Source organism: Trichocoleus sp. DQ-A3 (genome assembly GCF_039961975.1).
In the GTDB taxonomy this organism is placed as follows: Bacteria; Cyanobacteriota; Cyanobacteriia; order Cyanobacteriales; family FACHB-T130; genus FACHB-T130.
On sequence record NZ_JAMPKC010000002.1, the window covers coordinates 233807 to 257786 of the forward strand.

The 23980-nt window shown below is 44.7% G+C and carries 25 protein-coding genes and 1 pseudogene; 13 read left to right on the forward strand and 13 right to left on the reverse strand.

Going from position 1 to position 23980, the window contains the following annotated elements; genetic code table 11:
- Positions 1–108: 108 nt before the first annotated feature.
- Positions 109–2592 (reverse strand): BsuBI/PstI family type II restriction endonuclease, encoded by a 2484-nt coding sequence (locus NDI44_RS04125; RefSeq protein ID WP_190412493.1) that lies wholly within the window; start codon positions 2590–2592, stop codon positions 109–111.
- 425 nt (positions 2593–3017) lie between these two features.
- Here NDI44_RS04125 and NDI44_RS04130 point away from each other — a divergent pair, with 425 nt between their 5' ends.
- Complete coding sequence (locus NDI44_RS04130; RefSeq protein WP_190412494.1) at positions 3018–4196, forward strand: MFS transporter; 1179 nt, start codon at positions 3018–3020, stop codon at positions 4194–4196.
- 280 nt (positions 4197–4476) lie between these two features.
- On the opposite strand, the gene NDI44_RS04135 is transcribed toward NDI44_RS04130, so the two are convergent.
- Together NDI44_RS04135 and NDI44_RS04140 are read right to left on the reverse strand one after the other, a co-directional pair.
- Positions 4477–5793: a response regulator gene (locus NDI44_RS04135; protein WP_190412495.1), complete on the reverse strand. Its 1317-nt coding sequence runs from the start codon at positions 5791–5793 to the stop codon at positions 4477–4479.
- A 58-nt stretch (positions 5794–5851) separates the two neighbouring features.
- Complete coding sequence (locus tag NDI44_RS04140) at positions 5852–8236, reverse strand: MASE1 domain-containing protein (protein ID WP_242037051.1); 2385 nt, start codon at positions 8234–8236, stop codon at positions 5852–5854.
- Positions 8237–8803: 567 nt separating this feature from the next.
- Here NDI44_RS04140 and leuA point away from each other — a divergent pair.
- Positions 8804–10504: a 2-isopropylmalate synthase gene (gene leuA / locus NDI44_RS04145; RefSeq protein WP_190412497.1), complete on the forward strand. Its 1701-nt coding sequence runs from the start codon at positions 8804–8806 to the stop codon at positions 10502–10504.
- Between the two features lie 339 nt (positions 10505–10843).
- Positions 10844–11662, forward strand: coding sequence for an NAD(+) diphosphatase (gene nudC, locus NDI44_RS04150; RefSeq protein ID WP_190412498.1), 819 nt, complete (start codon positions 10844–10846; stop codon positions 11660–11662).
- Between the two features lie 114 nt (positions 11663–11776).
- Here the strand turns inward: nudC and NDI44_RS04155 are convergent, their stop codons facing one another.
- Together NDI44_RS04155 and NDI44_RS04160 are read right to left on the reverse strand one after the other, a co-directional pair.
- Positions 11777–12373, reverse strand: a complete 597-nt coding sequence (locus NDI44_RS04155; protein ID WP_190412499.1) for a Uma2 family endonuclease — start codon at positions 12371–12373, stop codon at positions 11777–11779.
- 83 nt (positions 12374–12456) lie between these two features.
- Positions 12457–12666 (reverse strand): hypothetical protein, encoded by a 210-nt coding sequence (locus tag NDI44_RS04160; RefSeq protein WP_190412500.1) that lies wholly within the window; start codon positions 12664–12666, stop codon positions 12457–12459.
- 11 nt (positions 12667–12677) lie between these two features.
- Here NDI44_RS04160 and NDI44_RS04165 point away from each other — a divergent pair, with 11 nt between their 5' ends.
- From NDI44_RS04165 to NDI44_RS04180, 4 genes and pseudogenes are all read left to right on the forward strand, one after another.
- On the forward strand, positions 12678–13319 hold the full coding sequence (locus NDI44_RS04165; protein WP_190412868.1) for a Uma2 family endonuclease: 642 nt from the start codon (positions 12678–12680) through the stop codon (positions 13317–13319).
- 97 nt (positions 13320–13416) lie between these two features.
- Positions 13417–13752, forward strand: a pseudogene (locus NDI44_RS04170) (DUF5674 family protein).
- Complete coding sequence (locus NDI44_RS04175) at positions 13749–14123, forward strand: hypothetical protein (RefSeq protein WP_190412501.1); 375 nt, start codon at positions 13749–13751, stop codon at positions 14121–14123. The pseudogene NDI44_RS04170 and the gene NDI44_RS04175 overlap by 4 nt, the downstream one beginning before the upstream one ends.
- A gap of 393 nt (positions 14124–14516) precedes the next feature.
- A complete protein-coding gene (locus tag NDI44_RS04180) occupies positions 14517–16082 on the forward strand; it encodes an AAA family ATPase (protein WP_339380649.1) in 1566 nt (521 codons plus the stop codon).
- 186 nt (positions 16083–16268) lie between these two features.
- Here NDI44_RS04180 and NDI44_RS04185 read toward each other — a convergent pair whose 3' ends face one another.
- Both NDI44_RS04185 and NDI44_RS04190 read right to left on the reverse strand, forming a co-directional pair.
- Positions 16269–16592: a XisI protein gene (locus tag NDI44_RS04185; protein ID WP_190412503.1), complete on the reverse strand. Its 324-nt coding sequence runs from the start codon at positions 16590–16592 to the stop codon at positions 16269–16271.
- Positions 16559–17023 carry a XisH family protein gene (locus tag NDI44_RS04190; protein ID WP_190412504.1) on the reverse strand — a complete coding sequence of 155 codons (465 nt, stop codon included), beginning with the start codon at positions 17021–17023 and terminating at the stop codon, positions 16559–16561. Before NDI44_RS04190 ends, NDI44_RS04185 begins: the two co-directional genes overlap by 34 nt.
- Positions 17024–17066: 43 nt before the next feature.
- Between NDI44_RS04190 and NDI44_RS04195 the strand changes: the two genes are divergently transcribed.
- Positions 17067–17213 carry a hypothetical protein gene (locus NDI44_RS04195; RefSeq protein ID WP_190412505.1) on the forward strand — a complete coding sequence of 49 codons (147 nt, stop codon included), beginning with the start codon at positions 17067–17069 and terminating at the stop codon, positions 17211–17213.
- Here the strand turns inward: NDI44_RS04195 and NDI44_RS04200 are convergent.
- Both NDI44_RS04200 and NDI44_RS04205 read right to left on the reverse strand, forming a co-directional pair.
- Positions 17188–17631, reverse strand: coding sequence for a hypothetical protein (locus NDI44_RS04200; RefSeq protein ID WP_190412506.1), 444 nt, complete (start codon positions 17629–17631; stop codon positions 17188–17190). The genes NDI44_RS04195 and NDI44_RS04200 overlap by 26 nt on opposite strands.
- 197 nt (positions 17632–17828) lie before the next feature.
- Positions 17829–18269: a hypothetical protein gene (locus NDI44_RS04205; protein WP_190412507.1), complete on the reverse strand. Its 441-nt coding sequence runs from the start codon at positions 18267–18269 to the stop codon at positions 17829–17831.
- A 38-nt stretch (positions 18270–18307) separates the two neighbouring features.
- On the opposite strand from NDI44_RS04205, the gene NDI44_RS04210 reads away from it, so the two are divergent.
- The 4 genes from NDI44_RS04210 to NDI44_RS04225 all read left to right on the forward strand — a co-directional run bounded on the left by NDI44_RS04210 (position 18308) and on the right by NDI44_RS04225 (position 20166).
- Positions 18308–18487 (forward strand): hypothetical protein, encoded by a 180-nt coding sequence (locus tag NDI44_RS04210; protein ID WP_190412508.1) that lies wholly within the window; start codon positions 18308–18310, stop codon positions 18485–18487.
- 20 nt (positions 18488–18507) lie between these two features.
- Positions 18508–19146: a VTT domain-containing protein gene (locus NDI44_RS04215; RefSeq protein ID WP_190412509.1), complete on the forward strand. Its 639-nt coding sequence runs from the start codon at positions 18508–18510 to the stop codon at positions 19144–19146.
- 259 nt (positions 19147–19405) lie between these two features.
- Positions 19406–19768 carry a hypothetical protein gene (locus NDI44_RS04220; RefSeq protein WP_190412510.1) on the forward strand — a complete coding sequence of 121 codons (363 nt, stop codon included), beginning with the start codon at positions 19406–19408 and terminating at the stop codon, positions 19766–19768.
- Positions 19765–20166, forward strand: coding sequence for an HNH endonuclease signature motif containing protein (locus tag NDI44_RS04225; protein ID WP_190412511.1), 402 nt, complete (start codon positions 19765–19767; stop codon positions 20164–20166). The genes NDI44_RS04220 and NDI44_RS04225 overlap by 4 nt, the downstream gene beginning before the upstream one ends.
- A gap of 218 nt (positions 20167–20384) precedes the next feature.
- Here NDI44_RS04225 and NDI44_RS04230 read toward each other — a convergent pair whose 3' ends face one another.
- From NDI44_RS04230 to NDI44_RS04240, 3 genes are all read right to left on the reverse strand, one after another.
- Entirely contained in the window at positions 20385–20789 is a 405-nt protein-coding gene (locus NDI44_RS04230; protein ID WP_190412512.1) for a fasciclin domain-containing protein, read from the reverse strand.
- Positions 20790–21399: 610 nt separating this feature from the next.
- Positions 21400–21813, reverse strand: coding sequence for a hypothetical protein (locus tag NDI44_RS04235; protein WP_190412513.1), 414 nt, complete (start codon positions 21811–21813; stop codon positions 21400–21402).
- On the reverse strand, positions 21803–22696 hold the full coding sequence (locus tag NDI44_RS04240; protein ID WP_190412514.1) for a pirin family protein: 894 nt from the start codon (positions 22694–22696) through the stop codon (positions 21803–21805). Before NDI44_RS04240 ends, NDI44_RS04235 begins: the two co-directional genes overlap by 11 nt.
- A 306-nt stretch (positions 22697–23002) precedes the next feature.
- Between NDI44_RS04240 and NDI44_RS04245 the strand changes: the two genes are divergently transcribed.
- Positions 23003–23539 carry a PadR family transcriptional regulator gene (locus NDI44_RS04245; protein WP_190412515.1) on the forward strand — a complete coding sequence of 179 codons (537 nt, stop codon included), beginning with the start codon at positions 23003–23005 and terminating at the stop codon, positions 23537–23539.
- A gap of 4 nt (positions 23540–23543) precedes the next feature.
- Here NDI44_RS04245 and NDI44_RS04250 read toward each other — a convergent pair whose 3' ends face one another.
- Positions 23544–23732 (reverse strand): hypothetical protein, encoded by a 189-nt coding sequence (locus tag NDI44_RS04250; RefSeq protein ID WP_190412516.1) that lies wholly within the window; start codon positions 23730–23732, stop codon positions 23544–23546.
- Positions 23733–23980 lie beyond the last annotated feature (248 nt).

The following is a 23980-nucleotide window of genomic DNA, read 5'->3' on the forward strand; positions in this document are numbered from 1 at the left end:
TAACCGTAAAGTTAATTAACTATAAAGTTAAATAAACTATCCAAGAATGTCAAGTGCTGATTTAAGCGATCGCTTGTTGTGTCGTGTTAGGTGTACTGTGCCAGATATTTAAGAACAATTCTCTGGATCTTCATAGGGTCCAAGAAATCTCTCCCCGTTGAAATGAATCATGTGATCTGGTTGATCTGCTACCCAAACTTCTGTTTCCCAAGAAATCTCAGCAAGATACCGAGTCATTTCCTTACGGCTTGGGAAAGCCGTAACAAAAACCAATCCTTTACGACTCGACTGAAAGAGCCGCTTTAATTCATTGTGACGTTTCAAGTTGACTGGACCATGACTAATCACAGCCTCTATCAATACAAGCCAATCTTGCTGCTCATAGTGAACTACAATGTCTGGCATTTTACCGTGAGGATCTAATTCAATCCCTATTTCTCGGAATTTCTGAGTTTCATTGATGATGAACTTATTTCCGGCATCGCCAACATACAGAACTAAACCTCCAGGTGTAAATCTAGGACAGAAGCTTTCCAAAATATCTTTTATCAAAATATTTTGTCCACCTGATGATAGCTGAATGGCTTGACCATTAGGCAAACTTACGGGAATTGTCGGGATATTTCGCTTCCTAGACTGCAATAGATTTGTGACTGAAACAGCATAATTTCGACGGGCTTCTTCCCATTGCTCAGATCCATAGGCTTTAAGAAGTGACAATGCTTGTTGATGAAGTTGATAACACCATTTGGGGCTGTTAATTGGTCGATCAGGTCGATCTGGATTCTCAACAACTATCCCCATCTGCACAAACTGGTGCATTGTCTGCCGTCGAACTGTTTCGCGTGTATTTGGTGCATATTGTTTTCCGTAGTAATCACGGAACCAATCCATCATTTCTGTAATTCCGCGTCTTGGTGTTGTCGCTTGATTCCAAGATGTTTCAGGCCGAATGTCTGCTAATGCAAGTAAGCAAAGTGCTGATCGTTCGTTCTGCTGCTCTCTGGGAGCAGAAATATCTTTGAGAATTGCAAGTGCTTCCTCAATGCGTTTGCCAGCCTGAACTGCATTTATTGCTTCGCTCATAATTGACAGAGTTTTGTGTACAACCGTATCAAGTTGCTCTTGATCAAAGTGAGAATCACTAATTTGTTTTCCAAGTCGCATTAGATCATCTTTGCAAGGATATTTAATTTTACGCAAATCCGTTGCGTTGACTTGTGTGTGTCCACTGAACTGCCGGAAGTAACTGTCAAATAAAGTTGAATTGAGGAATGCAGATAATCCTCGTGCAAGGTCGGGATTCATTCCCTTACCTCTAGCATGGTAGTAATTAAGATGATTCTCTATGCCTAGTGCTGGCGCATTTACGGGAGGACACACAGCAGCAACAATACGACGCTTTTCCTCTTTAGCAGAAAAACGCTTTGTTAAAACGTACCAACCCGATTGAACTAACCATTTTCCTGTTTCTTGGTTTTGTTCAATTGCGATCGACTTGCGAGGATTGTTGGGTGGAAATAAAACTTTCCCTGCTTTCATAGCTTCTGGGTAAAGTAGTGGAACACTTTGCTCATCCAAGTAATTTCTCAAAGCTGAGCTGAGACGAAAATCAACAACTGGGCCTGTTGAAATTTCCAACCCAATTTCATCCAAAGTGGATGGAAATTTATCCATTTGCACTTTTAAAGCATCTTCAAGAGGGTTTGTGACAATATGAATAAAGCTTTCCGAGTCATTTGTTTCAACAACTTGGTTATAAGGAATGACTCGTAATTCTAAAAAATCATTTGCATTGGTTCCAGAACTACTACTTATTTCTACATGATTAGGCTTTTCTCCGGACTTTAAAGCATGAAAGATGATATTTTCTTGCAATACGCCATCCTCGCAAAAGGCGGTCGAGCGGCTCTCAAAAACATGAACTTTTTTAAGTTTGATTTTTTCAAGAAAAGCTTTACGGAAAGGACGATAATAAGCACCATTACAGAAACTTCTAGGCGTAATTGCAACTATCTCTCCGTTCTCGGCAAGCTGTAATACAGTAAGCCAAACAAACGCACTATATAAATTTACAGTTTCAATCCCAAAGTTTGAAAGAGTTTTATTTTCAATTGATTGCTTGTTAATTTTCTTATAAGGTGGATTCAGAATCGCGTGAGTAAAACGAATAGAGGACTTACTAAAAAGCGGCAAATTTATTTCAGTAAAGGACTTTATAAAGCTTTCTTCATGTAAACAGTAATTTGCTTGAATCCCTCTGCTTTCTAAAGCTACACAACACTTTATGAGGCATTCTTTCAAAGATGATAAAAAAGTTGATTCAACTTCATATGCTGTTATGAAACAGCTCTCAACCTTGTTAGGATTTGCCAATAGTCGCTCTACAAAGGCAGCCGTTAATGCCCCAACTCCGGCTCCGGGATCTAGAAGGTTGACGTGACCGGATAGACTGCTAAATTGTCTCGCCATAAAACGAGCAACCGGAGCAGGAGTCATAAACTGTCCCAATTCACTACGCTGCTTCAAATTCAGCTTTGAAGAGAAATGAATCCTGGCGATGTCAGCTGAGTCTGTAAGGAACGTCGTCATGCTCTCAATTTAGGGATCGATATGAAGACATACCATATATTTATCTTGTAGTACACCTAACTCGTGATTTGGCAGCTCCTGTCTAATTCTCCAAATTGGGATGTTGTATAGATTCTGGCCATATAGCATTCCAACCGCCTGGACAGTATATGTGTGTTGTTACAAATTTTGAGTCTTATTCAACTCGTAAAAAAGACAATCTCTTCTGGTATGCCTACAATAGGCTACAGACGTATTTGCAAGCCTTTTCCTTGCCCTTCGCCTTTATGATTTTTCCTCCCTGGTAAGCTTCTAGAACTCAATCCAACGCGCGATTCGCCTTACAACTAAGGCGGAGAGTCTGTTCGTGGATTCCCCCTCCCCTCGCCAACGCCCTTGAAGATGTTGCGCTGGTGTTCAAATTTTGAGGATGGGAGAATTTCACGATGTCATTGGATGGTAAAAACAAAACGACCAGGACTGTGATTCTATTAACGATTATCTTCCTGGTGATTGAATTATTAGACGAGCTGGTGGATGGAGTGCGGGGTGCTGCTTATCCGTTGATTCGGAATGATCTGCATCTTTCCTATGTGCAAGTGGGGCTGTTGCTGACGATACCCAACACGGTCAGCAGCCTGATAGAGCCAATTTTGGGAATCTGGGGAGATATTGGTCAACGACGGCAATTGATTTTGGGGGGAGGTGTTGGGTTTGCGATCGCATTACTCCTCATCTCTCTTAGCGATAACTTTTCGTGGTTATTAGTCGCCTTTGTGCTGTTTTATCCGGCATCTGGGGCCTTTGTCAGTCTTTCCCAGGCGACACTGATGGACATGGAACCGACGCGCCACGAACAAAACATGGCACGGTGGGCATTGGCGGGTTCGCTTGGCAATGTCCTTGGACCTTTGGCTTTAGCGGGTGCGATCGCATTCCATCAAAGTTGGCGGAGTGTATTTTTAATATTGGCGCTACTGACGGTATTACTTGTAGGAATGTTGTGGCAGTATCCAATCGCAACTCCAACGGCATCCTCTGATATTGATCAACCCACGCACAGCTTCAAAGATGGCATCCGTTATGCCATCCAAAGCTTAAAACGAGGTAACGTGTTGCGTTGGTTAACGTTGTTGCAATTTTCCGATTTAATGCTGGATATTTTGAGTGGCTTTTTGGCACTATATTTCGTTGATGTCGTGGGTGTAAACAACACGCAGGCGAGTTTCGCTCTCACAGCCTGGTTGGGGTTTGGCTTATTGGGAGATTTTCTCCTGATTCCCTTACTCGAACGAGTGCAAGGACTTGCTTATTTGAAGGTTAGCGCTATCCTTGTTTTGTGTCTTTATCCAGCTTTTTTGCTTGTACCCAATATCAATCTCAAGCTGGTCATTCTTTGCTTTCTGGGCCTCCTTAATTCCGGATGGTACTCTATTCTCCAGGGGCAATTGTACACAGCGATGCCGGGGCAGAGCGGAACCGTCATGACGCTCAACAACCTGGCAGGTTTTGTGGGGGGGTTAGCTCCGTTTGCACTGGGTTTGGTTGCTCAACAGTATGGTTTGCAGCCGACGATGTGGATATTACTTGCAGCACCCATTGCCTTACTAATTGCGCTTTTTTAAATCCTTTACCACTGGCAGGCGTTGCATCCATTTCGCACTCTTGCCACTGGTAAAGAATAGGATTGTACCAACGGGCGTGTATTTGCAATTTAGGGGATGTTCCCGTTACCCACAGCTCAACTGGTTAACACGATCGTTGATCGGGCGATCGCTATCCAAGAACTACAAGCTGCTCTCAAAATTATTGCCACCTTACAGCAGCAGTTTCACTAATAATTTTACAGTCAAAACTAGAGCTGATTGAGGGATTGATTCATCTAATCTAGTTTTAAAGACTAGATTACACAATCGGAAGCGTTACCACAAACTCTGTGCCTCGTCCCCATTCAGAATTGACTTCGAGCGTTCCTCCGTGCTTTTCAACAATAATTTGATGAGCAATCGTTAATCCTAAACCTGTTCCTTTTCCAACAGGTTTAGTCGTGAATAGATGGTCAAAAATGCGTTGCTTGATATCTTTCGTCATCCCCATGCCATTATCTGCAATTCGGACTGCAACCTGATGTTCATCTTTCATTTCGGTTTGAACAATAATATGGTTGGGATTTTCTTTAATCGCTTCATAGGTGTGACCCAAGTTCGCTTCTTCCACTGCGTCGATTGCATTTGCCAAAATATTCATAAATACCTGATTGAGTTGTCCTAAATAACACTCAACTTTAGGAATTTCACCATAATTTTTAATGATTTGAATTGCTGGACGATAATTCTGAGCTTTCAAACGATGTTGCAGAATCATCAAGGTACTCTCAAGTCCCTCATGGATGTCAACTGATACCTTGTAATCTACATCAGCACGGGAGAATGTTCTAAGGGATGTACTAATATTGCGAATTCTATCGATTCCTGTATGCATAGATAAGAACATTTTTGGTAAATCTTCTAGAAGATATTCAAGATCAATCTCTTCCGCTTTTTGTTCAATTTCTATGCCAGGATTTGGAAACTTGGCTTGATAAAGACGTATATAATCAACCGCATCTTTAACAGCAAGACTCGCTTGCTCTAAATTGCCATAAATACAACCAACTGGATTATTAATCTCATGAGCAATGCCAGAAACCAACTGACCAATTGTAGACAGTTTTTCATTTTGAATTAATTGCAATTGTGTTTTTTTTAGTTCTTGTAGCGTGCAGGTTAGTTCGGCTGTGCGTTTTTGAACAATTTCCTCAAGTTCTTGTTTTTGTTGTTCAAGTTCTAAGCTCAAGCGGCGAATTTTTAAATGGGTTTGAATCCGAGCAAGTGCTTCTTCATGACGGAAGGGTTTTGTAATATAATCTACTGCTCCTAAGTGTAATCCCTTCACTTTGTCTGTGGTATCTGTTAGCGCCGTCATAAAAATTACTGGAATGTTTTTTGTAGACGGATCAAGCTGCAATTTACGGCAGGTTTCAAACCCATCAATTCCTGGCATCTGGACATCTAGCAAAATCAAGTCTGGCGGATAGTTCTTAGCTTGCTCAATTCCACTAAAACCATCCATTTCTACCAAAACTTCATAGCCAGATGAACCCAAAGCGTTATATAATAATTCTAGATTAGTTGGATTATCATCAACTACTAAAATGATTTCGCGATCGAAATTAAATAACATTTTATGACTGCTCCTTTGTTGACTATTGGTTTATTCATGAAGATGAAATATGGGGCAATTAACCCACAGTTTCTTGAAAAAATTTGCGAATTTTGTGAATATTAAATTCTTTCACTAACAAACTTAATTTGTTGGCAAACGGCTGATAACTTTCATCTAGTTGGGCAAGTCTTTCCAGTTCTTGTTGGATGCCTTTGATTTGTCCTCGCTTGGCATATTCCAGCAGGCTCGACAGTTCAGATAGGGGTGGCACAGCGAGTTCGGTTGGGGTTGCATTTGCGAAGGGCGTTGCGATCGCACGTTCAATAGGTTTTGCATCGGCATAGATCCAGTCCAGGTGCAGATGTTTTGCCAAGAGGCGATATAGTTCCTCGACTTGCACGGGTTTAGCCAGAAAATCGTTGCCGCCTGCTGCAAGGCTTTTACGGCGATCGGCATCATACACGCTTGCCGATGACACAAGGACTGGCAAATCTTTTAACGTTTCTGACTGGCGCAGCAGCGCGAGCAAATCCCAACCATTCAGGGTAGGCATGATTAGGTCAGTAATGATTAAATCTGGTTGAACTTGATGCGCCTTCTCCAACCCTTCCCGTCCGTTGCTGGCTTCAATGACGGTGAATCCCAACGGTTGCAGCAAGTTAACCATGACCGAGCGATTTTCCCATCGATCGTCCACAATCAAAATGCTTTTGCGATCGCCCGAATAACCAGAAATTCGCCCCCTGGAAATGTTGCTTACTATTGAGTTCGTCGAGAAAGCACACTCGATCTCAAACTCAAAGGTACTACCGACCTTCGGTAAGCTCTTAACGTAGATGTCCCCTCCCATGAGTTCGACAATTTTTTTGGCGATCGCAAGTCCCAATCCAGTCCCCTCCGCTTGTCGCTTGATATCGCCAACCTGCTCGAAGGGGAGAAAAATTTGCTCTAGTTGTTCGGGTAACATCCCAATACCCGTGTCTTCAACCGCAAAGCGAAGCTTCGCGAACGCTGGTTGCTGCGGATTTTCAGTCACCTCCACTCGGAATGTCACGCTACCGGCATCGGTGAATTTAATCGCATTGCCCAAGAGGTTCAGCAACACTTGCCGCAAGCGTTTCTCGTCAGTTGCGATCGCTGTGGGCAAATTATCGGGTGGCTGATAAATGAACTCAATGCCTTTTTGCTCGGCGCGGATGCGGCAAATTTCCTCGACTCCTTGCAGAAAGCCAGGTAGATGTAAATCGCTCAAATGCAGTTCCATCTTACGCGCTTCGATTTTGGAGAGATCGAGTACGTCTTCGATCAGCGTTAACAAATGAGAGCCGCAATTATAGATAATGTCGATGCCGTGTTGTTGCTGTTCGGTAAGATTGGGGGCAGCAGAAAGAACTTGAGCATATCCCAGGACACCGTTGAGGGGGGTGCGTAGTTCGTGGCTCATGTTGGCAAGAAATTCACTTTTAGCTTGGTTGGCAACTTCGGCAGAATTCTTCGCCTCATTGAGTTCAGTCGTCCGTTCTTCAACTCTTTGCTCTAATTCATCATTCGCTTGCCGAAGTTTTCTTTCTGCCTTGCGGTTTTCATTCGTCACCGCAGAGATGACAAATGTGGTGATAGCAATGACACAAATAAACGATTGCAGCAGGATCAGCGATTCGTTGGGAGTGGCTTGTTTGGCGAACGAGCCGAAGCCGCGAACGGTTCCAAAAACTGCAATCGCTGACACAATTAGCACGAGTAGCGTTGATACCCGCGCTTCAAACCGAAATGCCGCCCAAATCAGGGGGGGAATTACCATGTATTCGATTGGGTATCCTCCCGAAAAGGCAATATGATCGAGCGCGATTACCCAGACCAATACAAATACAAATTCGAGAATCTGTTGCTTGTCAAATTTTCTGAAACGTTCAGATTTTTGCAACCATGCTAGTAATAGAGGTGTGACAACCAAAATTCCCGTGGTGTCTGATGCCAACCAGGTTCGACACACTTCTGCAAATGCTGTCCAGGGCGCAATCCCACTGGTGCAAAGCGTGACGGCAGCCAAGAGGGAACTAATCAGGGGGGTGGGGATGGTCAGGATGATAAATTTAAAAACATCTTGCGATCGCTCTAAAAAATTGTGGCGTTTGATATAACGATTAATTAAAAAAGTCCCGCTGAATGGAGTAATCAGGTTGACAGCGGGAATAATCAGACTGATTAAAAGATTGTTTGGGAAAAAAAGAATATGACTAACAATGAAATCACTCACAAATAAAATAGGCCAGACGCGATAGCCTAGTAGCAGCATCGCTGCCAAAAAGACACCGAGTGAAGGCCAAAATACGGAGGCACCATTTACAAAGGTCGTGGATAATCCTACGTATCCTAAATAGAGGTGAACAATCGGAATTACCAGCGCTGCTATCAAAAAAGTGCGATCGAGTTTAACCGGGAATTTCTGCGTTATCGCCATCGGCTGCATTTCCTGTCTCCGCGCACAGAGCATAAAAGCAGCAAACTTCTAGGAAGGCTGCTACCCTTATAGTTCCCAAATTGAATTTGAAGTTAACAGCGGGTGAGATTGAGTTGGTGCCCGTGCGATCGCAAATTAACTGGCGTTATGGTGACAAAGTATGTCCATCTGAATATTGACCCCTGCAAGGTCTAGGGCTAGTATATCCATAGTTTATTGTCTCAATCTCATGCTTCCACAGCAGCAATCTCTACACCACTCCACTAGCCGACTACTAGGGCTAGGGCTGCTGCTGCGCCTTGGGCGCAACTAATTTTTTACCACTTAAACCAAGTTTTTCCCTTTCAAGCCTCAACCTCCTTGCCTACGCGGGCAAGTGCGGCATTGCCATTCATTCACCAATTTTTTGGAGATTTTTATGCGACTTCATACAGCACTTGAGATGTTACTGCGACTGTTGGTGGGTTGTCAGGATTGGTCTGCGTCGCAACCTGGCAACTCTTGGTTTAATTCGATTGCGATCGCCACAGCATCTCACAAACACCAAAAATATAGGAAACATCGATCGTGTTGAAGCATCCCGGAACCAAATATCGTTCATTTGCCCCCATTAACTTACCCGACCGCACTTGGCCCTCGAAAACAATTACCAATCCTCCCATCTGGCTCAGTACCGATTTGCGCGATGGCAACCAGGCACTAATCGAGCCGATGCACGTTGAACGCAAGTTACGTCTGTTCAAGCTTTTAGTCGAAATTGGGTTTCAAGAAATCGAAGTTGCATTTCCCTCCGCTTCACAAACTGACTTTGATTTCGTCCGCCGCCTGATCGAGCAGCAATTAATACCCGATAACGTCACAATTCAGGTTTTAACCCCTGCCCGCGAACATCTAATTCGTCGTACCTTTGAAGCATTGCAAGGTGCAAAACGAGCGATCGTGCATCTTTACAACGCCACCTCTCCAGTCTTCCGCCGCACCGTTTTTAATCTCGATTGCGCGGGCACTATCGAGATGGCAACATCCGCAGCGCAACTGATGAACGAACTTGCCGCAGCGCAACCGGAGACTGATTGGTATTTCCAATATTCGCCGGAAACCTTTACCGCAACGGAACTGGATTTTGCTAAAGATATTTGCGATGCCGTTCTGGATGTTTGGCAACCCACACCGCAGCACAAAGCCATTATCAATTTGCCAGCAACTGTTGAAGTTGCAACGCCTAATGTATTCGCAGATCAAGTCGAGTGGATGCATCGTAACTTGGCGCGACGGGATAGCGTAATTTTGTGCGTCCATCCCCATAACGATCGCGGTTGTGGGGTTGCAGCAGCAGAACTGGCGCAGATGGCAGGTGCGGATCGAGTTGAAGGCTGTCTATTTGGCAATGGCGAACGCACGGGAAATGTGGATCTGGTGACGCTGGCGCTGAACCTCTACACCCAAGGCATCCATCCCGGTTTGGATTTTTCTGACATCAACATGGTGGCGAGAACGGTGGAGGATTGCACGCAATTGCCAATTCATCCCCGCCATCCGTATGTTGGGGATTTGGTATTTACTGCCTTTTCTGGTTCTCACCAAGATGCGATCAAGAAAGGCTTGGCGGTACAGGAATCGGATGGAATCTGGGAAGTTCCCTATCTGCCACTCGATCCAACCGATGTGGGACGCAGCTACGAATCTGTGATTCGGGTGAATAGCCAATCGGGTAAGGGTGGCATTACCTTCTTGCTGGAACGTGATTACAGCCTGGTATTGCCTCGGAGGTTGCAAATCGAGTTTAGCCAAGTGGTGCAAAGGGCAATGGATGCTTCCGGGCAGGAAATGTCTGCAACGGATCTGTGGCAACTATTCGAGCAAGAGTATTTGCAGGCAGTATCGCCGTTTAAGTACCTCTCTCACGACTTGTCGGAAACAGACGGCGATGAACAAGCGATCGCAGTATCGCTAGAGATGAACGGGAAACGTATTTCGCTTGCTGGAAAAGGCAACGGCCCTATTGATGCATTTCTGAAGGCGCTAAATCTTGGCATTCGCATCGATCGTTATGACGAACACTCACTCAGCCAGGGTAGCAATGCGTCTGCGATCGCTTATGTTGAGGTGGCTGGCGATCGCTTCCCAGGTTCTTTCTACGGCGTTGGTATCCATTCCAATATTGTCACGGCATCCTTACTCGCTGTTCTGAGTGCGGTTAACCGTGCTTGGCAGCAATTTGATTCAGAAACTCAAACTCAGGTATTACAAGGCTTTGAATCGGTTTAAGCCTGATTCTTGAGTAAGAGCGATCGCCGATCCACTTCAATATATGTCAGAAGGTGTATAGCAAAATTATGTCCTTAGCAACATGATGTAAGTGTGAGGAGTGAAAGTTATAGCGAAAAGCCCTTGGAGTCGAAACACGGAAAGACGCCCTTGGGCTTTTTAGCGTTTTTTGGCTAAAACTTGCCCCGCACGGCTACGAATTACACATCGTATTATCGAAAACTGGGTATAAAGTCCCGCCCCGATCGGGCGGCTTTTTGTATGATGCTGTATGCGATCGCAATGATACGATGAAGGCGACTGCCTACGGCAGGCTACGCGATCGCACTCTACTCGGATATGTATCGAACCTTCATCCCTGGCATTGCTCCACCTCCAGTACAATCTGAACCTGCGTGGTGGTTCGCTTTTGTCGGGAATCAGCTGTTGGTTCGACGGGAAGGGCCGCTCACCACAATTCCCATCTTTATCAGTTTGGCAGAGATTGGCTTGGTGCCCGTGCGATCGCAATTTCTCGGCACGTTGGACGATAGACCTTGTTACTCGGCGGAACTGTCGAAAGATGCGGTGATAGCCGATGGCATGACTTTGCAAGGACTGCGCGAATTGTATGGCACTTTAGATGAAGACTTGTATGCGCTCAGCAGTCGTGCGATTCAGATTATGGAATGGGATCGCACCCATCAGTATTGCGGACAGTGTGCAGCACCCACAACCCAATTACCCAACGAACGTGCCAAGCGTTGTCCTAAGTGTGGGTTAGTCAATTATCCTCGCCTCTCGCCTGCGGTGATTGTACTCATCTCCCGTGGTGAAGAGATATTGTTAGCTCGCGCTTCTCGGTTTCCAGCCGGAATGTACGGTTTGATCGCTGGATTTGTCGAACCGGGAGAATCACTCGAAGAAACAATCGTGCGCGAAGTCCGAGAGGAAGTTGGGATAGAAGTCAAGGATATTCGCTATTTTGGTTCGCAACCTTGGCCTTTTCCCAACTCGCTGATGATTGGATTCACCGCTATCTATGCCAGTGGCGACATTATCATCGACCCGCAAGAATTGGAGGATGCTGCTTGGTTTAGGAAAGACAGTCTACCGTTGATTCCTCCTAAACTGAGCATCGCCCGAAAACTTCTCGACTGGTTTGTTTCTACTGATTAAGCAATTCGAGTCTGTAATAAAAGAAGCGCTCTCACTGTTCATTCTCTACATCCAGAGCGTGCGATCGCTATTTTTAAAAATAAAACATTGAAATAAGTTTAGCAATAATTAACTTCAGGTGCTTACTTCTCCTGACTCAAACTCAACCTTGTCATATATATCTGCAAGCGTTATTTGGAATGAAAGGGAATTTAGAGATACTATTTCATTGGCATCGTCATACTCAGTAAATGTCCAGCGTTTTTGCTCCGTTTTGAAGTATTGCTCAATGTGCATAGTGTATTGGTCAATTAAGATATATTCTTGAAAACTAGGAATGGTACGATAGGCGGTAAATTTTGCGTCTTTGTCATAACTTCTAGTAGATGCTGACAACACTTCAGCAATCATCAAAGGGTTAGTAATGGTGTCTCGCCGTCCTTCTTGTAATTGCAATTCACCCTGAACTACCATGACATCTGGATAAGTATAGATACGTTTTCTAGGAATCCAGAGACGCTGATCGGTGACGAATACTCGATAAGTTTGACGCTTGAGTGCAAAATTGAGCGCGCCACTTAGGTTAAGCGCAATTTGATTGTGATTAGGGGTTCCGCCAGTCATCAGGGCAATTTCACCATTGATATATTCATGCCGTTCTTCTGAGTTAACCTCAAACTCAAGATATTCTTCAACTGTGTAAACTTTTTTATCTTCAGCTTGCATAATCATTGTTTCTAGGTTCGCAAATTACACTATTGGGATAGACCTTTTGGCTAAGTCGGTAAATAAATTATGACAAACTGAATGTTTGGTTATTGTCCCAGTTTCAATCTTGAGCGATCGCACTGTTCATCCTCTACATCTAGAGTGTGCGATCGCATTGAGCATGATTCTTGGTCAAAGCAGCGATCGCATCCTGTGTCAGCATATCTAGTGGTAGTTGCATCATCTTGTTCTCCCTGTTCTGGGGATAAATGGGAGGCGATCGCTCTTACGTTAAGATGTGAGAAATCGGTAGCCAATCATGGTTGTTATGAGCCAACTACAAGCGAAACTACCAACCGATACCTGGGTGAATGCAACTTGGGACGAATACCTTCTGGCAATTAGCGATCCTAGCTACGAAAAAGCTAGAGGCTACTACTATGACGGACGCATGAGGTTGGAGATGTCTGCGCTTGGTAATCCTCATTCCCGCGACCATTTCATTGTTATTGCTGCGATTGCTCTCTTCGCGGGTGTTCAAGACATTGACTTCGATGGTCATGACAACTGCACCTACCGCAAAAGGGACTGTGCAGAAGCGCAACCCGATGTTTCGTTTTATCTGGGTGCGAATGCGGAAATAGTGCCTTGGGAAGCAACTATCATCGACCTCGATACCTACCCACCACCTGACCTGGTGATCGAAGTTGCCTATTCAAGTCTTGCAGATGACAAAGGTGAGAAACGTCTACTCTACGAATCACTTGGAGTTCGCGAGTATTGGATTATTGATGTTCAAAATGCTCAAATAATTGCCTTTGAGATCCAGAATCGAGGTAGTCGCAGAATTTACCAGTCCCAGGTACTTCCAGGTTTGGACATGGCGCTACTAGAAGAAGCATTACGGCGTAGTCGGCAAATGAATCATGGTAAGGTAAGTGCCTGGTTATTGTCCCAGTTTCAAGGTTGAGAGAGATCGCACCAACGAATGTAGAGGATGAACGTGCGATCGCTTTCACGTCCCCAGCCCTGATAAACTATGGAGCGGTTTACTCAGATGGAGTCTAATGATTCTCATCATCCGCGATCGCGTTATTCAGGCGCAAATTGATGAAATGCTGGAGGCTCATGGTTTCTATATTAAACTAGCAGTAGATATCGAGCATGGCATTCTTGCAGGTGGTGGGGAGCTTCATGCAGATTGTGAAGCGGTGTTGCTGGAAGATGGGAGCAGGCAGGAAAATATATAGGGAGCGAGTTGGAACCCACTGACGCAGGAAGTGTTCTATGAATCGCTGATTAATATTCGCCCTCGTCAAAATAATCGCTCGATGGAGATTCTTGACTCAGCACTTCGAGAGCAAGTTGCCCAAATTACTCAGGAGTTATTAGGAGGCTTATGAAAGATTGGACGACAAAGCAAGAGCGTTATTTGCGTGAATCTGTACCCACTCGCTTAGGAGAACTCGCTGCAAATTTAGCTCGAATTCGGTCATTTTCTAATAACGACCTGAACCGCGATGCAGTTGCCCATTTAATAGAGGAAAGCAAGTTTTTCATCGAGTGGACAGCAATCGATGCTGGAATAGACATTGCAGCAGAGTTAGTTGAATTACAAGTGCAATTGGCTCGTTGGCAACTAGGTTGGGCAAACATTTGGGCAGATGATGCACAACGAACGAAAGTTGCCCAACAAGCTAAAGTTTTGTCAGACCGTGTATTAGAAATGTCAGGATTGCTGTCTGAGCCAGTGACATCAGCGAGTCAAAGCTGAAATTTCATGTGATGAGTATTAAACTACCTTAGAAAATCTGCGATCGCACCGTTCATCCTCTACATTTGTTAGTGCAATCCCATTGAACATGGTTCTTGGTCAAAGCCGCGATCGCATCCTGTGCCAGCATATCCAGTGGTAGTTGCGTCATTTTGTTATCCCTGTTCTGGGGATAACGGGAGGCGAGCGCTCTGTTTGTAAATACTCGAAACATTGATTTAGGCAGTGGCGACAACAGCACTTACCGCAAAACAAGCTGTGAGAAAGTGCAACCGGATGTCTCGTTTTATTTAGGTTTCATGTACAAATCCTAAGAGTGGTAAACCCGCCATGTCTTGAAAGCTTATATAATTGTGATTGCAGCTAATTTTCTATTTACACAAAGCTAATCATATGTGGGTTTCTGAGGTCGAGTTAAGCAACTTTAGAAGTTTTGCTAGTGCAGGTATTGGATTATCTAAAGGAATTAATTTAGTCATTGGTCCTAATAATTCTGGTAAGTCAACATTACTAAAATCTGTAGCATGGGTGCAACAAGGCTCACTCTTATCTCGTACTGACCTACGGTTATCTCAGAGAGATGGATTTGTTCAAATAAAGCTGAATGACACTAAACGATTTCTCAATCAAAATTCTGCTCTAGATAAGGAACTTAAAATTTATCTTTCGTCACTCAATCATATTAAAGTAGAACTTTATGATTGTCCTATTCCCATTCAAGAGTCACTGCCTAATAAATCGCTCATTTGGGCAATTAGCGCTGGCAATGATTACTCCTACTCAATTCCAAATCAGGAACCTGATAATTTCATTTATCCCTATCTCTCAAGAAGAAAGGTTGCCTCTTATGGAGAAACGGTTAATTTAGCCCAGACTTCTGCTGTGACTGGAAATTTTTCAAACTTGTATGCCAAAATCGATCGTCTTTCTAATCCTGAAATGCCAGCGAATAAACAATACGTTCAGGCATGTAGAGACATACTAGGATTTCCAATAACAGCAATACCTTCAGCAAACGGCAAAAAGGCCGCTTACGTTGTGAGTAATTTTGGTAGCATACCTTTGGAAGCGATGGGAGAAGGTATTGCTAATTTACTTGGGCTTATTGTAGATTTGTGCATTGCTAACAACCAACTCTTCATAATTGAGGAGCCAGAAAATGATGTCCATCCGAAGGCACTAAAAAAACTCCTTAAGCTTATTGCTGAGAAAGCCGAAACTAATCAGTTCATAATTACAACACACTCAAACATAGTTGTAAAGTACCTGGGATCTCAATCCGAGAGTAAACTGTTTCGAGTAACAATGGAATTTGAGGAGCGGCTTCCCACCTCAAGGATTGAAGAAGTCGGTAATTCATCAGAGGCTCGTTTACATGTTCTTGAGGAACTAGGCTATGAATTTTTCGATTTTGACATATGGTCTGCTTGGTTAATCCTTGAAGAGTCAACAGCAGAAAAAATTATTAGAGAGTTTTTGATTCCTTGGTTTACTCCGGAGTTGAAAGACAGACTCAGGACATTCTCAGCTCGTTCGGTGAATGAAGTTGAGACCAAATTTGAGGATTTTAATAAGCTATTCGTTTTTTTACATTTGCAGCCAATTTATAAGAATTTAGCCTGGGTTATCATAGATGGAGGTGATGAGGAAAAGAAAGTAATCGAAAGATTAAAGAGGACTTATACCAGTAGTGGATGGGGAGAGGATCATTTTTTACAGTTCAGTGAGCATGATTTTGAACGATACTATCCTAAAGAATTTCAATCAAAGATAGATTCTGTTTTGCAGATGCCAAATAGTAAATCTAGACAAGATAGCAAAAAGGCTCTTCTTCACGAAGTAGAAGCCTGGATTAAAGAGAATCCGGAGTTGGCTAAAACTGCTTTCAAAGAATCAGCTTCAGAGGTTGTTCAAATGCTTCACAAAATAGAGTCTACGTTAGCCTCTTATAAGGAGTGAATTTAGTAAAATAGGCAGTGCCACCAAAAGCTTACTGATTATCCCAATTTTTCGTCCTAAGTGGTTTTCTAGTGCTGAGTGAAGTGCAAACACTCCCTCCAGAACAAGATAGCCTTGTCGAGGCTGAATTGAAAGTAGCCACAGCCCGAACCGCAGCTTTGGTGTAGCTATCATCAGAGTTTGAGTTTAAACAGTTGCAGCAGTTTGCTTTTCAGGGAAAAATGCCAGAACAATTCGCTCTGGAGGGATACCTGCGGCGATTAAGTCTTTAGTAATTCCCTGTTCCATCCCGTCATATTCCACCCAAACCTTACCCTCACTTAGAGTCACATAAATCAAATTTCCCCTCACTCGTCGTCCTCTATCCCAACCCACCTGCATCAGCGCATAGCGGTTTTGCGTGTCGTCAAATACCGTGTCGAGCCGAATATCTCCGTGAGAAGGTTTGAACTGGGCGTATCGTTGAATTACTTGCTTTACAATGTCCCGTTCTTGAGTGGTGGTATCCATTGCTTCACCTCTTGCGCCGCTACATCTACAATAAGCAATTTCATCGGTAACTCACGCCTCACCAACTCACCAATCGGTTCGCTGAAAATCCCGTCGAAGGTTGTGTCTGCAATAGCGAGATACAATTCACGATCTGGATCGACCTGTTCAAGTAGAAGTCGATAAAGAACGTATTGACCAATCGCTTGCTCCAAATCAGCAATTGCCGAATTGCCTCGAAATTCCTTTATTTCAACTGCAATTCGACTACTGCCGCGTCTAGCACCGATAAAGCGTCCTGCAATACTACTAACGGCATCTAATCTTGCTGCTAAGTCGATAAACAGAAATCTCTCACCATAAGATATGACATAGGGAGCGTCTGTGATTTCCCAACCCTCTTTGATGAGAGCTTGCCTAATGATGTTATGGATCGCATCTCGTTGAGGCATGACTTAATCGGTCATAAGCCGCATGACTAGCCTATAGTACGCTATGCAAAGTGACTTGTCAGCGCAACGCGATCGCATCCTTGCTAAATTTTGGCTGCACGTAGAAGCGCGATCGCATCCTCAAACAATCTTGCGCGATCGCTATTCGGGGAAAATTTCCTGTCTTATCTTACGCTCACCTGACGCTTGAATACTGTCTCACTTAACCAACCACTATTCGGGTATTCGTGGATTACTTCAACCTGGTACTTGCCAGGGGTAAGCTTGTTAAGATTAGCTTCATAGCGGAAATTGCCGACCATGAGGATACATCCACCAGTCTCACGTGGACGGATGGTAACACGCACTGTTACTTTCTTTCCTTTGCGTTCCGCCGCACCGCTGAGCTTCTGGCAAGGAGTTGAGGCAGATAGGTCTGTACGAACTGTAATATTTCCCGCACCACCTCTTGCACTCACCAAAGGACGTTGTAACACTTGCCCAGGCGTACCCGGTTGAACGATGAAACGAAACCAGTCTGCTTGAGAAGGAGTGTTCGTTGAGGATACGTTCAAGGGATTGGACGCCAAAAAAGAAGCGAATACACTGGCGAGTAGCAGAGTCTTCATGGTCGGTTGCTATTAATAAAAGGAAAAAAGATTGGAGCGTGCCATGCTTTAACCTTTATGACACTCAGCATGACTTCTCAGTTCCCTTCAACAGCGAGCGCATTCATCACCCGCACTTGCGATCGCAACCTCAAACAAACTTGCGCGAACTGACTTGTCAGCGCAACGCGATCGCTCTTGGTAGAAGATTTCCTGTCTTATCTTACGCTCACCTTACGCTTGAATACTGTTCCACTTGGCCAACCATTATTCACATAATCGTGGATTACTTCAACCTGGTACTTGCCAGGGGTAAGCTTGTTAAGAGTAGCTTCATAGCGAAAATTGCCGATTGTAGCGATACATCCACCCTCAGGTTGACGGATAGTAACACGCACTGTTACTTTCTTGCCTTTGCGTTCCGCCGCACCGCTGAGCTTTTGGCAAGGATCTGATGCAGATAGGTCTGCACGAATTACAATACTTCCCGCGCCACCTTTTGCACTCACCAAAGGACGTTCTAACGCTTGCCCTGACGTACGTGGTTGAGCAATGAAACGAAACCAGTCTGCTTGAGAAGGCGTGTTCGTTGAGGACACATTCAAGGGATTAGACGCCAAAATAGAAGCGAATACACTGGCGAGTAGCAGAGTCTTCATGGTCAAGTTGCTATTAATAAAAGGAAAAAGATGGGAGCGTGCGATGCTTTAACCTGTATGACACTCAGCATGACTTCTCAGTTCCCTTCAACAGCGATCGCATTCATCACCCGCACTTGCGATCGCAACCTACAAATAAACTTGCGCGAACTGACTTGTCAGCGCAACGCGATCGCTCCATCACGGTGCCATCAATTTCATGCAACCATACCAAATAGATTTCGAGTAGTTGAGCCGCATGAAATACAACTGGATCAAAATTCTGCGCTGGTTTGCGATTGGAGTTCTCATTACTTTAGCAATCTGGCTGCTCAACAAATATGGGATTGAGCAAGTTCGAGAACAGGTGGATCGGTTTGGCATCTGGGCACCCGCGATCGTGTTTGGGCTGCGCTTTACCAGTATCATCGTGCCAGTGCTTCCAGGTACTGCTTACGCGATTTTAGCAGGAGGTCTGTTTGGGTTCGCCCAAGGATTGCTAGTCGTTGCGTTGGCAGATTTAGCCTCCTGTACGTTCAATTTCTATATTGCTCGTCGTTACGGACGGGGTTTAGTAGAGCGATTTGTCGGTCAGCAATTTATGGAAAAAGTCGATCGCCTCGCTCAACAACATTTAGAAGGCAACTTTTTCCTGATGACGGGTCTTTTGATGACCGGACTGTTTGATTTTGTTGCTTATGCTGCCGGAATGACCACAATGCGTTGGCAAAGCTATTTCTTAGCCCTTATCGTCAGCATTCTGATTGCCAAACCGCTTTGGGTCGCTGCTGGCGCTGGAATCTTTGAAGGTAGTCAGTTACTATTAGGCTTTGCAATTCTGGGAGCATTGGGCATCGGCATTGTGACTGCTATTGTTCAACGCCAGTCGAAGCAATGACAATCGGCTAGGTGCTGAATGGCAGCGATCCGATAAACGCAATCGCATCCTCGAACAAACTTGCGCGAACTGACTCTTTCAGCGCTAGGCTAACGCCTCGCTTCGCTGTTTTCATGCCCAAAGGGCTGTACGCGATCGCATCTTTGCTAAATTTTGGTTACACGTAGAAGCGCGATCGCCTGTCGTTATAGTTTGAGTTTAGGCAGTTGCGGTAATCTTGCTCCAACTATAATTGGACAAAAGGCTCTCAGGTAAAGACATGACTACAGTCGCTATCTTGCCAGTATCTGATGCCAATGGCGAGAGGCTTTATCGAGCGATCGCAGGTGATAAGCAATCAACAGGTAAAACCGCAGGTGAAGCGCTCGATGCGTTAACTGCTCAGTTAGAAGGTAGCGAATCGGGTACATTACTGCTTATCCAGAGTTTTCGTCCTGACTGGTTTTTTAGTGCTGGGGAGCAACAGCGTTTATCAGAGTTGATGAGTTTGTGGCGAACAGCACGCGATCGCGGACAGGCGCTACCTCCAGAACAACAAGCAGAGTTAGATAGACTTGTTGAGGCTGAATTAAAAGCAGCCACAGCCCGAACAGCAGCTTTGGTGCAACAACTGAGTCAATGAACCCTTTCTATACTCTAGTCGCTGACCGTGCTGCTCATCGATGTGAATATTGTCATGCTCCAGAGCTAGTTTTCAACTTCCCCTTTGAAGTCGAACATATTGTCCCTCTTTACCGAGGCGGCGCTGATGCTGAATTCAATTTAGCTCTCGCTTGTCGCTCCTGCAATCTTCGGAAAGGAACTCGCATCAGTGGAATCGATCCTGAATCCGGTACGGAAGTTCGTCTGTTTAATCCAAGACAAGACCAATGGAACGACCATTTCCAAGTAGACAGCGATTCTGGAACGCTTGTGGGAAAAACGCCTATTGGAAGAGTAACGATTGCTTGTTTAGAGATAAATAGTCAAGCACAAGTAACGGCGCGGCAGCTATGGATTCGTCTAAGTTTATTTCCTTAACACTACCTATATCGTCATGGGTGATAAGCTGAACGACTAGCTTATAGTAAGCTATGCGAATTGACAAGTCAGGGCAACGCGATCGCATATTAACCCTAAGATCGCTTGAGAAACGTACTCGCAACTTTCCCATAGAGAAAACACATTCAAATAGTAGTGGGGCAGCGATTATAAATAATCGCTGCCCCACACAGAGTATTCACTATTTCTTGCGTTACTTACGCAGGAAGCAATACTGTGTCAATGACGTGGATGACACCATTATCAGCAGCAACATCCGCTGTTGCAACTGTTGCATCATTCACTTTGACGCCACCATTGGAAGCATCAATTTTCACATCTGAACCCTGAACTGTAGTAGCTGACTTCAGCTTAACTACGTCAGATGCCATCACTTTGCCGGAAACGACATGATAGGTCAGGATTTGCTTAAGCTTCGGAATATCTTGAAGCAAAGAATCTACTGTACCTGCGGGAAGTTTAGCGAAAGCTTCATCAGTAGGCGCAAACACAGTGAAGGGACCCGCGCCTTGTAGTGTATCAACCAAACCAGCAGCTTTGACGGCAGCAACTAGGGTGTTAAATGAACCAGCCTGAACGGCGGTATCTACGATATTAGCCAAGTTTTTTACCTAGTTTTTTGTCTCTTGTTAACAACTATAAAGGGTATTCTAATAATTTGTCTGTACCTTTAGGCATACACTCGCTTGGTTGAGCGGAGAGCCGCATAAATACTGGATATCCTTTATACTAATAAAGCTATAAGCTCAATTTAGGTTAAGTAGAGTTTATGTATAAAGTTATAAGATAAACTTTGATTTTATTTAAGAAAATTACTTAGCATTTTTATAACAATAAATACTGGAATAGCTAGCATTAGTGCAAATCTAGCCGAGGCAGCACTTTTTCATATTTTTAATATAAATTCATGTAGTTTTATCCTAATCTTGTAGATTAACCTGCTTAACTGAATTTGGCAAATGCGGAGCAGTGGAAACTTGAAGCAGCGATTCAGCGAAAGCAGATTTTCTGTTTTGTATTTTCTGTTCTGTAACGGTAAGTGCGATTGGGCAAAGCCCAGCGCCTGTCTGAATGGATGTCGGAAGCTGCTTAAGCGATCGCTCTCTTGTCTGGTGATCTAGCTCGTTGCTTGCACTAAAAGACTCTCAAAGATGTCTGCACTAATAGAAAAGCACCGCGAGTTACTTCGCGGTGCTTTTCCTTCATGTCACCTTATTTATCAGATGCAAGAAGCTCTGATACCGCTGCGTGTGCCAACACAACACCTGGTTCGCGTTGGAAAGCATTGTAGTATTTCCGGGCAAATTCATTGCCTAGCTCTGACGGCGTCAGCAGCGTGCGGGCATTGGTCATCAGATTTTGGATATCATCCAGCGATACAGGTTCATCGCTAGAGAGCATTTCATCAATTTGCACAACCAGCTCAGAAAGGCGATGTAGCCACGCAAATTGTTCGTGCTCAATCACGAGTTTCAGGAGTTCTGTGTTGGATACCCGTCCGCGCACCTGTTCGTAAGTGATGCGTTCTGTGTCAAGCAACACCCGGTGGAGGTGCAGCAATTTGTTCCGCAGATCGCGCAGATATTGATGTTGATGTATTCGTTGTAGCAGTGTGTTAGAAGTCAATGGAACCCATCCTCCCGTTACGATAATCTTCAATTGCTTGAACAATTTCTGCTTGGGTATTCATTACGAATGGCCCGTAGCGGACAACTGGCTCGTTTAGCGGTACGCCAGCAATGAGCAACACGTCCAATGGCGATCGCGCATCCGATGGATTGGCGATCGCTACTTCCCCACCATCTTGTGCAAACAACACCATCTGCCCATCTCCTGCACGTTCCTTGTCTGCACCAAACAAACCTTCTCCATCTAGCACGTATGTAAAGGCATTGTATTCTTTTGGCACCGGCTGAACCACTGTTCCGCCTGGTTGGAGCGTGAAGTGCAGGTACATTATCGGAGTCTGCGTTGCGATCGCTGCTTTCACTCCCAGCGCTTCTCCAGCGATCGCTTTTACCCTTACCAAGCCATCATCAGTCTGAGCAGTGGGAATTTGCTCCACCGAGATTTCCTGATAACGAGGTTTCATCATCTTGTCCCGCCGAGGCAGATTGACCCAAAGTTGCAGTCCGTGAAGCCGTCCGCCAGTCCGAGCAAATTCTCGCTCTGGCATTTCTGAATGGACAACACCCGCTCCTGCTGTCATCCACTGCACATCACCAGCACCCAACTGTCCTGCATGACCCTGTGAATCTTTGTGTTCCAAGCGCCCTTCAAGGACATAGGAAACCGTCTCAAAGCCCCGATGGGGATGATCCGGCGCTCCTTTTGCTTGACCTGGCTCAAAATTAACCGGCCCTAATTCATCAAGGAGGAGGAAGGGGTCGAAGTGGGAAAAGGCACTTTTAGGGAATGGGCGGCGCACAAGCATCCCTTCACCTTCCAGCGTTTCGACACTGTTAATGATGCCTGCAACCGTTCGCATCGTTCGTATTTGAGTCGTCATCAACTGTCTCCTTGATGCCTTAGTTATCAGTTTAATCAGAACCCTGGCAAAGAATATGCGGATAACCAGCACTTGCAGAGTATGAAAGTCTATCTAAATTGGGTCATAAACCCCAGTCGGCAAGAAGCTGGTGCCTGGTTCAACTCAAGACCAAGCCGTTAGGTTCTTTATCAGAACCAACATCGGAGCAAACCATCATTCGTCTCATTTACTTTGATTGCTCCTATATGTGATTAGTCATATACTAACATAAGATTGTAAGTGACCAATAGAGCTTCCACTACTTTATTCTTCGGAAAACCGTCTATGTCTCTGGCACACGCAATTCTGGGTTTACTTCAGCAAGAAGAGAGGACGGGTTACGACCTGAAAACGAGCTGCTTCGATCGATGTATTGCTCACTTGTGGCCCGCAGACCAAGCACAAATCTACAGAACCCTCGATAAACTGGTTGGGCAAGGTTGGATTACCTGTACGGTAGAAATTCAGAGCGATCGCCCAAATCGCAAAGTTTACAGCGTGACGGAGGCAGGACAAGCCGAATTAATCCGATGGCTGCAATGCCCTCAGCCCTTGCCAACCGTGCGAGATCCCTTGCTCGTGCAGTTGCATTTTGCGGCGCAGTTACCGGATGAAGCTATCCTTCAACTGTTAGAACAGCAACTAACTGGACGCCGCCAAAAGCTAGCTGAGTGTGAAAGTATTGACTTGCCAACCCTGAGCGATCGCTCTGCGAGCCGCGAGCAGATTCTGCAACGGCTCGGACTAGAATTAGCGATCCGCAGAGAACAAACTTACATTGATTGGCTCAAGACTGCTATAGAAGCGATCGGGAACGCATAATGAATCAACTAGAGGTAAAAACCAACGCCTCTATCTCGTCTTCCACTTCGCTAATCAGATCCTGCAATTGCCACCAATCGCAAGATTCCCTCGGTATCTGCTTTTGTTGTTCCAAAAGCTCGGAAAGCTGTGCATTTAACCGCTTGAATTCAGCAGTAATCCATTGAATCTTCATTTGACGGGCATCGGTCATAACTCTGAATTCCCTTTACTGTGATTCTTCTTACAGGTTTGAATCAGTTAAACGGGAAAAATTACTCTAGTAACTAGACTATCTAAACAAGTCCACCCAAAATTGCTAATTTTCTTGATCAAAGGCAGACTCTAATCCTTTCCGGATAAGGTACGAGCTTGCCTAAACTCCCTTGAAAGAGGGAGAAAATATCCTTCTTTTTAAAAACGGTAGTGAGAATCCTGATTTCTCCCCGATACTCCTTGCAA

Excerpts from the sequence above, each read along its gene's own strand:
- NDI44_RS04130 (WP_190412494.1), top strand. The coding sequence starts at position 3,018 with ATGTCATTGGATGGTAAAAACAAAACGACCAGGACTGTGATTCTATTA.
- NDI44_RS04175 (WP_190412501.1), top strand. The coding sequence starts at position 13,749 with ATGAAAGATTGGACGACAAAGCAAGAGCGTTATTTGCGTGAATCTGTA.
- NDI44_RS04165 (WP_190412868.1), top strand. The coding sequence starts at position 12,678 with ATGAGCCAACTACAAGCGAAACTACCAACCGATACCTGGGTGAATGCA.
- NDI44_RS04240 (WP_190412514.1), bottom strand. The coding sequence starts at position 22,696 with ATGACGACTCAAATACGAACGATGCGAACGGTTGCAGGCATCATTAAC.
- NDI44_RS04185 (WP_190412503.1), bottom strand. The coding sequence starts at position 16,592 with ATGGATACCACCACTCAAGAACGGGACATTGTAAAGCAAGTAATTCAA.
- NDI44_RS04250 (WP_190412516.1), bottom strand. The coding sequence starts at position 23,732 with ATGACCGATGCCCGTCAAATGAAGATTCAATGGATTACTGCTGAATTC.
- nudC (WP_190412498.1), top strand. The coding sequence starts at position 10,844 with ATGTATCGAACCTTCATCCCTGGCATTGCTCCACCTCCAGTACAATCT.
- NDI44_RS04140 (WP_242037051.1), bottom strand. The coding sequence starts at position 8,236 with ATGGCGATAACGCAGAAATTCCCGGTTAAACTCGATCGCACTTTTTTG.
- NDI44_RS04155 (WP_190412499.1), bottom strand. The coding sequence starts at position 12,373 with ATGATTATGCAAGCTGAAGATAAAAAAGTTTACACAGTTGAAGAATAT.
- NDI44_RS04135 (WP_190412495.1), bottom strand. The coding sequence starts at position 5,793 with ATGTTATTTAATTTCGATCGCGAAATCATTTTAGTAGTTGATGATAAT.
- NDI44_RS04245 (WP_190412515.1), top strand. The coding sequence starts at position 23,003 with ATGTCTCTGGCACACGCAATTCTGGGTTTACTTCAGCAAGAAGAGAGG.
- NDI44_RS04200 (WP_190412506.1), bottom strand. The coding sequence starts at position 17,631 with ATGAAGACTCTGCTACTCGCCAGTGTATTCGCTTCTTTTTTGGCGTCC.
- NDI44_RS04220 (WP_190412510.1), top strand. The coding sequence starts at position 19,406 with ATGACTACAGTCGCTATCTTGCCAGTATCTGATGCCAATGGCGAGAGG.
- NDI44_RS04205 (WP_190412507.1), bottom strand. The coding sequence starts at position 18,269 with ATGAAGACTCTGCTACTCGCCAGTGTATTCGCTTCTATTTTGGCGTCT.
- NDI44_RS04190 (WP_190412504.1), bottom strand. The coding sequence starts at position 17,023 with ATGCCTCAACGAGATGCGATCCATAACATCATTAGGCAAGCTCTCATC.
- NDI44_RS04225 (WP_190412511.1), top strand. The coding sequence starts at position 19,765 with ATGAACCCTTTCTATACTCTAGTCGCTGACCGTGCTGCTCATCGATGT.
- NDI44_RS04180 (WP_339380649.1), top strand. The coding sequence starts at position 14,517 with ATGTGGGTTTCTGAGGTCGAGTTAAGCAACTTTAGAAGTTTTGCTAGT.
- NDI44_RS04195 (WP_190412505.1), top strand. The coding sequence starts at position 17,067 with ATGCAAAGTGACTTGTCAGCGCAACGCGATCGCATCCTTGCTAAATTT.
- NDI44_RS04215 (WP_190412509.1), top strand. The coding sequence starts at position 18,508 with ATGAAATACAACTGGATCAAAATTCTGCGCTGGTTTGCGATTGGAGTT.
- NDI44_RS04125 (WP_190412493.1), bottom strand. The coding sequence starts at position 2,592 with ATGACGACGTTCCTTACAGACTCAGCTGACATCGCCAGGATTCATTTC.